The 12,494-nt window shown below is 37.5% G+C and carries 13 protein-coding genes and 1 tRNA gene; 12 read left to right on the top strand and 2 right to left on the bottom strand.

What is annotated here, in order from left to right:
- Positions 1–5 precede the first annotated feature (5 nt).
- Together BW727_RS00775 and BW727_RS00780 are read left to right on the top strand one after the other, a co-directional pair.
- On the top strand, positions 6–812 hold the full coding sequence (locus tag BW727_RS00775) for an ABC transporter ATP-binding protein (protein ID WP_062467925.1): 807 nt from the start codon (positions 6–8) through the stop codon (positions 810–812).
- An 81-nt stretch (positions 813–893) separates the two neighbouring features.
- Entirely contained in the window at positions 894–1,235 is a 342-nt protein-coding gene (locus tag BW727_RS00780) for a hypothetical protein (RefSeq protein ID WP_062467926.1), read from the top strand.
- Positions 1,236–1,416: 181 nt separating this feature from the next.
- On the opposite strand, the gene BW727_RS00785 is transcribed toward BW727_RS00780, so the two are convergent.
- Entirely contained in the window at positions 1,417–2,160 is a 744-nt protein-coding gene (locus tag BW727_RS00785) for an alpha/beta fold hydrolase (RefSeq protein WP_062467927.1), read from the bottom strand.
- Positions 2,161–2,392: 232 nt separating this feature from the next.
- Here BW727_RS00785 and BW727_RS00790 point away from each other — a divergent pair, with 232 nt between their 5' ends.
- Both BW727_RS00790 and BW727_RS00795 read left to right on the top strand, forming a co-directional pair.
- Entirely contained in the window at positions 2,393–2,914 is a 522-nt protein-coding gene (locus tag BW727_RS00790) for a DUF4256 domain-containing protein (protein ID WP_062467928.1), read from the top strand.
- Positions 2,915–2,938: 24 nt separating this feature from the next.
- Entirely contained in the window at positions 2,939–4,117 is a 1,179-nt protein-coding gene (locus BW727_RS00795; RefSeq protein WP_062467929.1) for a cation:proton antiporter, read from the top strand.
- Positions 4,118–4,161: 44 nt separating this feature from the next.
- On the opposite strand, the gene BW727_RS00800 is transcribed toward BW727_RS00795, so the two are convergent.
- Entirely contained in the window at positions 4,162–5,118 is a 957-nt protein-coding gene (locus BW727_RS00800; protein ID WP_062467931.1) for a glutathione S-transferase family protein, read from the bottom strand.
- Between the two features lie 248 nt (positions 5,119–5,366).
- On the opposite strand from BW727_RS00800, the gene BW727_RS00805 reads away from it, so the two are divergent.
- From BW727_RS00805 to BW727_RS00840, 8 genes are all read left to right on the top strand, one after another.
- Positions 5,367–5,454 (top strand) — tRNA-Ser (locus tag BW727_RS00805).
- Between the two features lie 142 nt (positions 5,455–5,596).
- A complete protein-coding gene (locus tag BW727_RS00810; protein WP_062467932.1) occupies positions 5,597–6,580 on the top strand; it encodes an acyltransferase family protein in 984 nt (327 codons plus the stop codon).
- Positions 6,581–6,703: 123 nt separating this feature from the next.
- Positions 6,704–7,153: a hypothetical protein gene (locus BW727_RS00815; RefSeq protein WP_062467935.1), complete on the top strand. Its 450-nt coding sequence runs from the start codon at positions 6,704–6,706 to the stop codon at positions 7,151–7,153.
- A gap of 175 nt (positions 7,154–7,328) precedes the next feature.
- Entirely contained in the window at positions 7,329–7,529 is a 201-nt protein-coding gene (locus BW727_RS00820; protein ID WP_062467937.1) for a cold-shock protein, read from the top strand.
- 118 nt (positions 7,530–7,647) lie between these two features.
- Entirely contained in the window at positions 7,648–9,348 is a 1,701-nt protein-coding gene (locus BW727_RS00825; protein WP_062467939.1) for a M3 family oligoendopeptidase, read from the top strand.
- A gap of 128 nt (positions 9,349–9,476) precedes the next feature.
- A complete protein-coding gene (locus tag BW727_RS00830; protein ID WP_062467940.1) occupies positions 9,477–10,856 on the top strand; it encodes an MATE family efflux transporter in 1,380 nt (459 codons plus the stop codon).
- 249 nt (positions 10,857–11,105) lie between these two features.
- Complete coding sequence (locus BW727_RS00835) at positions 11,106–11,966, top strand: nuclease-related domain-containing protein (RefSeq protein ID WP_062467942.1); 861 nt, start codon at positions 11,106–11,108, stop codon at positions 11,964–11,966.
- 37 nt (positions 11,967–12,003) lie between these two features.
- On the top strand, positions 12,004–12,477 hold the full coding sequence (locus BW727_RS00840; RefSeq protein ID WP_062467944.1) for a SixA phosphatase family protein: 474 nt from the start codon (positions 12,004–12,006) through the stop codon (positions 12,475–12,477).
- Positions 12,478–12,494: the final 17 nt, after the last annotated feature.

The raw sequence follows: 12,494 nt of genomic DNA on the forward strand, positions 1-12,494 counted from the left end.
GGAATATGACCCAATCATCTGCACTTTTAGAAATAAAAAATGTTGGAATGGTTTATGAAAGTGAACGCTCCGAAACCATCCCGGCTATCACGGATATCAATTTAAAAATCGAAAAAGGTGAATTTATCTGTATTCTAGGGCCTTCGGGTTGTGGAAAAAGTACACTACTTAAAATTATTGCCGGTTACCAATTCCCATCTAATGGAGAAGTTTTTTATGATGGTGAAAAAGTTACTGGACCGAGTTGGGATCGAGGTGTTGTTTTTCAATCACCAACTTTATACCCCTGGCTATCTGTAAAAGAAAATGTCGGTTTTGGACCCAAAGTGAGAGGCCTAAATAAGGATATAATAGAAAAGACTAGTTTACGTTTGCTTCAAGAAGTTGGTCTAGAAGAGCATCGGGACAAAGCGGTTTTTGAATTATCAGGTGGGATGAAACAACGAGTCGCTTTAGCGCGTGTACTCGCTAACCAGCCACAAATGATTTTAATGGATGAACCATTAGGAGCACTTGATGCGCTGACGCGCTTGAATATGCAAGGTTTGATTCGAGACTTGTGGCAACAAACGAAGAACACCATTATCATGATTACGCATGACGTCGATGAAGCACTTTCGCTAGGAACACGACTCCTAGTTATGTCACCGCAACCGGGCACAATCGAAAAATCTTATGAGATTGATTTTACCTATTCAGCGCAAAGTAAGAATAACCATCGTGTCAAAGTTGATGCAGAATATTTAAGTTTAAAAGACGAAATTCTTGATATTATTAATATAGCTGCTCAAAAAGAATTAAATAAGGCTTAATAAATCCGCTCATATATAAATGAGCGGATTTATTTCTAAAGTTTTGTTATGCTAGCAGAAAATAGAAGGAAGTGAACAGAGATGAACCAGGTAGAACACGATGCATCGGTTCAACGTATTTATATAGAATACCAAGATGAAACCTTGCTCATTGATCGAAAAGAAGGAAGTTTTGAATATGCTAAGCGAAAAGATTCGAAAAAATTTTTCTACCATCTTTATCAAGATAAAGAAAGTGTCGTAAAGCTTCTTGACTATTTCGGTGAGCAAGTTGATTTTAGCAATCAGCTACAAGGTGCATCACGTTACCGCCTAACGATTGATTATTTGAGCCAACCGCAAAAAATAGTAGAATCCCCCTATGGAACCCACCGGGTGGGCTGCTTTTCTATCAGAAATAGAAAAATTTATTTCATTCCATAATGATGGCCAACTGATTCCTGCCGGTTTTGAACGCAATTCATCATCAGAAAAGAAAAAGCGCTAGCCAATGATGAAAAAAGCAAGAAAATCATCATAAGTCGCCCAATAATTGAGCCTTATGATGGTTTATGACAAAATATCATCACTAGACTCTCGAAAAGACAATCTAATGATGAAAAAATTAATTTAAAAGTGCTTTTACAAAGAAATCAGTAACTTTTTCCATAGTAGGGGACTTAACTAAGTGTTCTTCTTTTTCAGAAACAAATTGAATAGATTTTAAATCAGGATTTTCAGCCACAAATGCTGCTGTATCCTCATAAGGCACCACCACATCTTGCCGACCATGCCAAATAAAGAAGGGACGATCCGCTATTTTTTCAGTTTGTAAAGATAAATCGTATTCCGGTATCCAATTGGTGAGCGTCTCATAATCTTTTGGCAGATAACGATCACCGGCTTTCACATTGGCTTGAATGCGATCGCGATAAGCGACTAGTTTAGGAGAGCCCATCACACAAGCGGCCGCCTTAATTTCTGGATGATGAGTGAGCAAGCCACAGGTTGTCATCCCACCCATTGAAAGGCCCCCAACACCAATGACATCACTGACCACTCCCTTTTTACGGAAATGATCCAAAATAAATCCAAACTCGAACAAGTTGGATTGAATACTTTGCCAAAAAGTAAAAGATGGAATCTTCGAAACAGGTTGCTTTCTTTCGCCATGATTCATAGAATCTGGGAGTAAAATTCTAAAACCTTCTCGCGCCAATGAACGAGCTTGAGTCAAATTTAACTCTTTCGATGATTGCCAACCGTGGTAATAAATAATTAGTGGTAATTTTTCATTTCGCATTTCATAAGGGACAACTTCTAAAAGTGGAATAGCCCCTAACATTCTTTTCCGAACAACTATTTTCATAACAAACACCTCTTACCTATCATATCAAATGCGCTTTCCAAAACAAATAAAAGAAGCTTAACTTGTACGAAAAGATAGACATTCGGGTGGATAAGTGGTGTATGATAGGATTATTAAATCCTATACTTTAAGTCAAAGACTTAGTTTTATTGTCTCTCGGGCACTTGTTACGTCGGTGAGATTAAAAGTTATTTGAAGAGGCATTATAAATAATGAAAAAAGGAGCTTTAGTATGAATCAAGAAGAGCTTATAACTGCACTGGAGGACCGTTTTATAAAAAATAAAAATCGTCATGAGCAACTTACTTGGCAAGAAATAAAAGAAAAACTAATAGCGCAACCAGACAAAATTGCCATACTTTTTAAAATGGAAGCAAGTGGTGGAGAGCCGGATATTCTGGGGAATGATTTTATCTTTGTGGATTGTTCACCCGAAACGCCCATTGGACGCCGCAGTATTTGTTATGACCGTCTAGCGTTGGATAGTAGAAAGAAAAACAAACCGGCTAACGATGCCATTACTATGGCGAAGGATATGGGGATCGAGCTATTAACAGAAACGGAATATGCAACTCTTCAATCTTATGGAGAATTTGACACGAAAACTTCTTCCTGGATAAAAACCCCTGATGACATTCGAAATCTTGGTGGTGCGCTATTCTGTGATTGCCGATATGGTAGAGTTTTTACTTATCACAATGGAGCAGACTCTTATTATAGTGCACGCGGTTTTCGTGGAAAATTGATACTCTAAATTGAAAAAGAAAGAGGTATACGCATGCTACTGTCATTCGCACTTATATTTTTAGTAGGGATTACTTTAGGAAGAATTTTTGAAGTGATTAAGCTCCCCAAGTTGATTGGGATGCTTTTAACGGGAGTTTTACTAGGTCCTTACGTTTGGAATTTGATCGATCCGACTGTGTTAGAAATCTCAACAGATCTGAGACAAATTGCTTTAATTATTATTTTAACGCGCGCAGGACTTAATTTGAATATTGATGATTTAAAAAAGGTGGGGCGTCCAGCCATTTTAATGTGTTTTGTCCCAGCAACTCTAGAAATAATTGGGATGATGTTACTAGCGCCACGTTTCTTAGGAGTTACTCTTTTAGAAGCAGCAGTAATGGGTACGGTTGTAGCAGCTGTTTCACCAGCAGTTATTGTACCTAAAATGCTCGTTTTGATGGAAGAAGGGTATGGGACTAAAAAGAGTATCCCACAGATGGTTTTGGCCGGTGCATCAGTTGATGATGTTTATGTGATTGTTCTGTTTACTGCTTTTGTTGAATTATTAAAAGGAGGAACCATCCAAGCACGTGATTTCTTAGCAATTCCAAGTGCCATTATTTTTGGAATCATTGGTGGTGTGATTGTTGGACTAGAGCTTATTTATTTATTCAAACGTGTCTCTATGCGTGATACGACTAAAGTGGCGGTTATTTTATCGGTTTCGTTTATTCTCGTAGCCTTAGAGCAAGCACTCAACGGTATTATGGGATTTTCAGGTTTGTTGGCAATAATGGCGTTAGGAGTGACCATTCATCAAAATAATGTCGATACGGCCCAACGCTTATCCAATAAATTTTCTAAATTATGGGTTGGAGCAGAAGTGTTTTTATTTGTTTTAGTAGGCGCAACGGTTAATATCTCTTATGCTTTCAAAGCAGGAACAGCTGCTATTCTTTTAATTTTAGCTGTTTTAATATTTAGAACGGTCGGTGTCTTTATAAGTTTAATTGGCACAAATCTTAATAAAAAAGAGCGGGTCTTTACAGCTTTTTCTTATATGCCTAAAGCAACGGTTCAAGCTGCAATTGGTGGGTTACCCTTAGCAATGGGATTAGCAAGCGGCGAATTAATTTTAACCGTAGCCGTTGTAGCTATTATGGTAACCGCCCCCTTAGGAGCAATTTTAGTTGATAGCACATATAAGAAATTTCTTAAACAAGAATAAACAAAGAGCTATGCCGCAGCATAGCTCTTTTTGATTGCCTAAAATTAAAGACTGAAATCAAGTATCGGTCCCAAAGGAACAATGCCATTGGGGTTAATCGTTTTGTGGCTACGGTAATAATGTTCTTTGATGTGGTCAAAATCCACGGTTTCCATAACACCCGGGTAATGGTAGAGTTCACGCGTATAGCGCCACAAGTGTGGATATTCAGTTAAATGGCGCAGGTTACATTTAAAGTGCCCATAATAAACAGAGTCAAACCGGATGAGCGTCGTAAAGAGGCGCCAGTCTGCTTCAGTGATCTGGTTCCCCATTAGATAAGGCCCATCTGTTAACCTTACTTCTAACGTATTCAAAGCTTCAAAAAGATTAGTAACTTCTTCTTCATACACGCTCTGCTTCGTTGAAAAGCCAACTTTATACACGCCATTATTAACCGCATGATAAACCAGATCATTCACACGATCAATCTCCTCTTGTAGCTCTTCAGGATAATAATCACCTTCACTGGCTCCTAAATGATCAAAAGCCGAATTCAGTATGCGCATTATTTCAGAAGATTCATTACTCACAATTTTATTTGTCTTTTTATCATAAAGAATCGGAACCGTTACACGTCCACTATAGTTGGGATCCGCATGGATATAAATTTGGTACAAATAATCAGCCCCAATAATCGGATCCGCGACAACACCCGGTCCCGTCTCAAAAGACCAACCATTAGCTAGCATCAAGGGGTTTACAATCGAAACGGAAATCATATCCTTTAGCCCTTTGATGCTACGCATAATCATGACCCGACTTGCCCAGGGACAAGCCAACGATATATAAAGATGATAGCGATTTTCTTCGGCTTTGAATCCTGATTCGCCAGTTGGCCCTGCACTCCCATCAGCAGTAACCCAATTGCGAAACTGTGAATCTTGCCGAATAAAATGACCATCTGCGTCTTCAGCAAGGTTCCAATCCACTCGCCATTTCCCATTAACCAATAATCCCATTTTATTTCTTCCTTTCGCCTTCATATTTCTTTCATTATAACAAAGGCTTGTGCCATTCATCAAAGTAAAACCAAATCTAACCGCTAGTGATGAAAAAATGCCTTATTTAATCACAACCAATGCAAATAAATAAGCTAGTGATGAAATAGTCGGTTTTTTCATCATTAGAAGAGATTTAAGCTAGGCTGGTGATGAAAATGTTGAAAAAACTCTTAATTTTTCTAAGAATTAATGTTAAAATAATAAACGGAGATTTACTCAAGAGGCTGAAGAGGACGCACTCGAAATGCGTTAGGCGTCGTCAGGCGTGCAGGGGTTCAAATCCCCTAATCTCCGTCTATTCTAATAAACAAGTCTTAAGGTGTTATTCATTTAACGCGTTAAGGCTTATTTTTTTGTTGCGGATGGGAGGGTCTGCTTCGTTAGTTGAAGGCAGCTGTGGTATTATAAGTAAGAATAAAAAAATAGGTGAGGGAATATGAATATACGTAATTATAATATGGATGTCTTAAAAGCATTAGCGATTATATCGGTAATTTTATTGCACAGTTTAACCTTTAAAACGGAACTAAAAATTTTAGCACCTCACCACATTAAGCAAGCTGTACCAGTTTTTATGATACTGACTGGCTATAATACAGCAAAGTCTTATCAAAAAAGAGGATTTAAGACCTTGCCCCAGTTTTACGAGTTTAACTACTTACGGAAACGATTGGAGCGACTCATTTATCCCTTCGTATTTATTTGGTTGTTACAGATGTTGACTCTTTTTTTATTTACAGATAAATTGGATTTAAGTTTGTTTATCCGCTCATTTTTTAGAGGTGGTCGCGGACCGGGGAGTTATTTTGTACCGATTATTGTCCAAACAACTTTACTCTTACCTTTTATTTATTTATTTTTGAAAAAGAATAAAAAACAGCCCGTATTAATAATGTTTCTGGTCAGTTTAGGCTTAGAATTATTTTCGCGACTGACGGATATGGGCGCCGCTTCTTACCGTCTCCTGGTCTTTCGTTATGTATTTGCTCTAACATTAGGTGTTTGGTTGGCTATGAATGATAAAAAAGTTAATTACAAATGGTTAGCGTTTCTATCTATAGTAAGCTTCATTTATATCACAGCAGTGAATTATTTCGATTGGATTTTTATTATGGAAAAATATTGGGAAGGTTCACACGCACCCGCTTACTTTTGGACACTTTTAATTGTTTTCATCGGATTAAAACTTCCGCCAGTTAGAATCGAGAGAAAAGTCAATCGTATTTTTGTAAAAATTGGGCAAGCCTCATATCATATCTTTTTAGCGCAGATGGTTTATTTTTGGCGGTTAAAGGATCTTTTGCCCCCGTTACCACCAGCTGTAAAACTTTCTTTGAACATGGTGCTATGTTTAGTGCTAGGGTTATTGTTTTTTGAACTTGAAAAGTTAGCTTGGAAAAGAGTCGTATCCAAGAATTGAACGGAAATCAATAACGTTTTTTGTGAATTCTATTAGGAACATCATGAACTTATAATAAAGTGCGTCCTTGTGTCATGTTAGAATAAGACTTAGGAACTGTTAAAAAATGGAGGCCAGTGGAGAATGAAGAAAATGATTTTAGCTTTTTTAGTAACCGGTTTTCTAGTAGGCTGTGGAGAACAAACGGAGGTAGAAACAACCGCGCAATCGGAAGTTTCTACTACGCAAGAAGAAAATATTGAGTTTACATCTGGGGTTAATAATTTAGATTTTTCCCTTGCCGATAAAGAAAATAATATCGAAATTTCCGGCCGAAGCTTGGATGGAGAAGACGTTTATGTTGTTCAAGACGGCGAAGTAATTGATAAACTCGAAACAGATGATCAAGGAGCATTTGAATTTAAACAAAAAATCCATATTGATACAGTCTGGTTTATTTTTACAACCGATGAGTTAAACGTCGGTGATACAGGGATTAAAGAAGAAAGTCTAAGTGATTATCGAGAAGTAACCGCTACACCTGATTGGGAATATGTGGATGAAAATCTCCCTAAAGAAGAGTCAGCAGAGTAAATAAAAAGAATTTAGAGATAAACTTGCTATTTATATATTTATAAGGTATACTAATGATAGTGTTTTTGGTTAGGACAACGTTAAAAATAAGTGGGATCGTAATACATATCACTTCGTGTCGTACAAAGATAACTAAATAAATTTGTGCTTATAAGCACGAGGAGGATATTATATTATGGAACAAGGTACAGTAAAATGGTTTAACGCAGAAAAAGGTTTTGGATTTATCGAACGTGACGGACAAGATGATGTATTCGTACACTTCTCAGCAATCCAAGACGAAGGTTTCAAATCTTTAGACGAAGGTCAATCAGTGACTTTTGACGTAGAAGAAGGAAACCGTGGCCTACAAGCTACAAACGTAGTTAAAAACTAATTTTATAACTGATAGAAGGTGAGCTATTTATAGCTCACCTTTTTTGTTGTTTTATTTTTACCACCTTTTTTGGTAACGTGCTATAATTGTTTAAATAAAAAAGAAATGGGTGGCAAAATTGAAATTTTCTGAATACGAATATCACCGACCAAGTTATGAAGACTACAAATTGCAAGCAGAAAAAGCCATTGCTAAATTAAGCCAAGCACAAGTTGCTGACCAAGCACTTGCTGCAGTGACTAAAATGGGTGCTTTACTCAGTGAATTTGATAAACAAGCACAACTTGCTTTGATCCGTCACTCCATTAATACGAAAGATAGTTTTTACCAAGCTGAACAAGATTTTTGGGATCAACACCAACCTCTGTTCGAAGCAATCAACACCGAGTATTATCGAGCGCTTTTAAAATCTCCTTTTCGAGTGGAGTTAGAACAAGTTTTGCCTAAACAATATTTCAAAATGGCAGAATATAAATTAAAGGCCTTTAGTCCACAAGTCATTGAAATGCTCCAAAAAGAAAATGAACTAGCAAGTAGCTATGACAAATTAATTGCCAGTGCCCAAATTGAATTTGACGGTAAGATTTTAAATCTTTCTGCCTTAGGACCGTATCAACAATCAACAAATCCAGCGATTCGTAAGGCAGCTTCTGAAGCTTACTTCCAATTTTTTGAAGAAAACGAAGTGAAAATTGATGATCTTTACGACCAACTCGTCAAATTACGCGACAAAATCGCTAAACAGCTAGGCTTTAAAGACTTTGTCGAGCTGGGTTATATTCGCATGGAACGCTATGATTATGATCGGCAAATGGTTCAAACTTACCGCGAAAACGTTCTAGAAGATGTCGTTCCACTTGCGCAAAAGTTATATGAGCGCCAAGCCAAACGTATTGGTGTTGAAAAAATGCACTACTATGATTTGAATTTAGAGTTTCTAGATGGGAATGCTACTCCTAAAGGGGATCAAGCTTATATTTTGGAAATGGGCAAGAAAATGTATCATGAATTATCAGCTGAAACAGAAACCTTCATCGACTATATGTATGCAGGTGACCTTTTAGATTTAGAAACAAAAGATGGCAAGCAAGGTGGGGGTTATTGTACCTTTATACCTGGCTACGATTCGCCGTTTATTTTTGCTAACTTCAATGGAACCAGTGGTGATATTGATGTGCTTACGCACGAAGCCGGACACGCTTTCCAAGTTTTCCAATCGCGCTGGATTCAGCAACCAGAACTCGTTTTTCCAACGAGTGAGAGTGCAGAAATTCATTCAATGAGTATGGAGTTTTTCACTTATCCATGGATGGAACTATTTTTCAAAGAAGAAACTGAAAAATATAAATTTAGTCATTTAAGCGGTGCCGTTCAGTTCTTACCTTACGGTGTGCTCGTGGATCATTTCCAACATGAAGTGTATGAAAATCCTGAGATGATGACTCCAGCTGAGCGTAAAGCGGTATGGCGTAAACTTGAAAAAATCTACACCCCCCACAAAGATTATTCAGATAATGCCTTTTTAGAAAAAGGAACCCTTTGGTACCGTCAAGGACACATTTTTGATACGCCTTTCTATTACATCGATTATACCTTGGCTCAAGTGTTGGCTCTCCAATTTTGGAAACGTGCTATTATTGATAAAGACCCTACAGCTTGGAAAGACTACCTAGCTATTTGTGAAGTAGGGGGGACAAGTAGTTTCTTGAAATTAGTGGATTTAGCTAATCTAAAATCACCTTTTGAAGAAGGTTCCTTATCAGAAGTGATGCAAGTTATCGATAAACAACTAACTGCTATTGATGATCGTAAGTTATAAATAAAATAGAGTTGCTTCGGCAGCTCTATTTTGCGTATATTCAGTGTTTTTTTTGAAAAAATGCTTAGGTATAGTACAATGTAAAGTATGACTAAAATACAAATAAAGAAGGAAAGTGTAAAGAAAAAATGTTGGAAGGTATAAAGGAACGATTGAGCTTTAAAAACCCCATTAATGCAGACATTATTAAAATAGCCTGGCCGGTCTTATTAGAGCTAATATTGAGTTCTGTTTTCGGAATGATTGATATGATGATGCTTGGAAATATAGCTGATCCTAGTTATGCAGCGACTGCCGTTGCCTCAGTAGGGATAACCAACCAGCCTCTCTTTCTCGGCTTAGCAGTTGTTCAAGCCCTGAACGTCGGTGGTACCGCCATTATTGCGCGCTATTTTGGTGCCGGGAAAAAAGACAGAATGGAAAATATCACAAAACATGTCTTAATTATTAGTATGGTTTTAGCGCTTCCTATAGCAGCGTTTGGATTTATTAATGCTCCTGCGATTCTTTTGTTTATGGGCGCAGAGCCAGGGCTGCTGGATATTGGAGTCGATTATTTCAGGATTATCTGCATTAGTTACTTATTCCAATCTTTTAACTTTGGTGTTACAGGTTCCTTACGTGGAATTGGTGAAACTAAAGTTCCTATGAATATCAATATTCGTGTGAACTTCCTAAACGTATTAGGAAATGCGATTTTAATTTATGGTCTGTTTGGTGCACCAGAATTACGTATTGTTGGGGCAGCGATTTCAACTATGCTAGCTAACTTTGTCGCAAGTATTTTTATGGTTCGCTACTTAATGTCCGGAAAGAGTGAGTTACGCTTTTCCTTTAAAAATAAATTTAGATTTTCAAAACATACACTTAAAAACTTAATTCGAATTGGATTGCCTTCAGCCTTGGAACAATTAGTCATTCGAGTAGGTGTTATCTTGTTTGTTCAAGTCGTTTCCGGTCTAGGGACAGTCGTCTTTGCGGCTCATCAAATCGGTATGAGTATCTTATCTCTGACTTTTGTTATCGGCCAAGCTTTTGGGATTTCTGCTTCTGCTTTAGTCGGTAGAGCTTTAGGAGCCAAGGACGCTAACCGTGCTGAAAAGTATGCCCATAATAGTTCCATGATGGGGAGCGCCAGTGGGTTTCTTGTAGGTGTTATCCTGTTTATCTTTTCAGATTTCTTCGTTGGGTTATTTTCGCAAGATCCAACGATTATTGAAAATGCTTCAGCAGCTTTGAAAATTGCAGCAGTTATTCAACCTTTCCAAGCCAATCAACTGATTGTCGCAGGCTCTCTACGCGGAGCGGGAGATACACGTTTCCCGCTTGTATCTTCAATTGTAGGGATTTTGGTTATTCGGGTTGTCTTAGCCAATATCTTTATTGGCGTATTCGGCTGGGGCCTAACTGGTGCGTGGATAGCTGTTGTAATCGATCAATTTGTTCGTTGGATTCTGATTCGTTTCCGTTTTCGTTCTGGAAAGTGGAAAAATATTCATTTCGCTTAACGTTTTAAAGCCACTTGTCTCTGACAAGTGGTTTTTTTCATCACTAGAAATAGACATACGTGTTGGGATGATGAAATAAAGGTAAATCTCATCATAACTAGTCATTTGTATGTTCCTTATGATGAAAAACGCTCTAATTTCATCATTAGCCACCTAAAATTTTAAAAAAATGATGAATCTAAAAGAAAAAAATGGATTTAGCTTCTTTTTGCACATATATATGTAGAAGACTCGGGGAGGAGAATAGAAATGCTTATTAAAGAACGGAACGAACCGATTAATCTTAAAATTATGACAGCTTTGAATACGCGGATGTCTTTGTCAAAGGAACACCAACGGTATTATCACAATTTAAAAAGTGGCTATGAAGGAGAGTGTCTATTTGATCAATATGTTAAGGAATATGTGCCTCTTTCTTGCGACATTTTAAATGATCTTCAATTAAAAATCTATACAACTGACTTTCAGATTGATGCCCTAATTATTCATGACCAAACGATTAGCATTTATGAAATAAAAAATTATCAAACCGATATAACCTACCACCATAATAATTTCATAACAAAATCGGGAACCATTATTACGAATCCACTTGGACAGTTAAACCGAACTGAAACTGCACTTAGAAACTGGTTGAAACTAAACCGTTTAACATATGAGGTAGAGGCCTATGTGTGCTTTATCAATCCAGAAGCCATGATATATGGCGCCCCTTATCATCCTAATATTATTTATGCCTGTCAATTAAGTCGTCATCTTAAAAACTTGAACCCCAACACCTCTAAGGCAGAACAATTAATGAAAACCTTAATGGAGAACCATATTGCAGATTTTCGTTCTGGAAAAGACTTGCCCGATTACCAAAAGGAAACGATAAAGAAAGGAGTTGCCTGTCGTTATTGCCACTCCTTTGAAACCAAGATAAAAGATCGAACCACTTACTGCTTAACGTGTGGGCAGACTGAATCGACTCAAGAAACCATGAACCGACAGATTGCGGAATTCCAAGTCTTATTCCCCGAAGAATTACTTGATACTGCTGTCCTCCATGATTGGTGCAAAAAACAGGTGAGCAAACAACGCCTGTACAGACAATTAGCCAAAGCATAAGGGGATAAGGTACAATAAAGAAAAGGAGGCGATGACTATGGAAGGAAGTTTGTACCTTATCCGTCACGGTAAAGCAGGGGCTGCACAACGGGGGAAAAATGATTTTTATCGTCCACTAACAGAGGTAGGTCAAACCGAGTGGCGTGAATTTTTACAGACCATGAAACCACTTATTGAAACAGAAGATTTACATGTATGGACGAGCCCGCTTCTACGTGCCAAACAAACAACAGATATATTTAATGAAACCTTTCAGATTGATAGTTCTACAGAAAAGGATTTCTTAGTAAATGGAGATTTACAAGCTTGTTTAAAAAATTTACAGGAATTAGAGCAACCGTTTCGTGTAGCCTGTATTGGGCACGAACCATATTTGACTGCTTGGCTATCTGAATTAACCGGTAAACGTGTAAAAGTAGACAAAGGAACAATTCTTAAAATCGATTTTAAAGATAACCGTGCCACCTTAGATTGGCGACAATCTTCTAATCGTAAAAGTTTATTCAATTAAGAAAGAGAGACCTCATT

It is taken from the genome of Jeotgalibaca dankookensis, from assembly GCF_002005405.1.
Classification (GTDB): Bacteria; Bacillota; Bacilli; order Lactobacillales; family Aerococcaceae; genus Jeotgalibaca; species Jeotgalibaca dankookensis.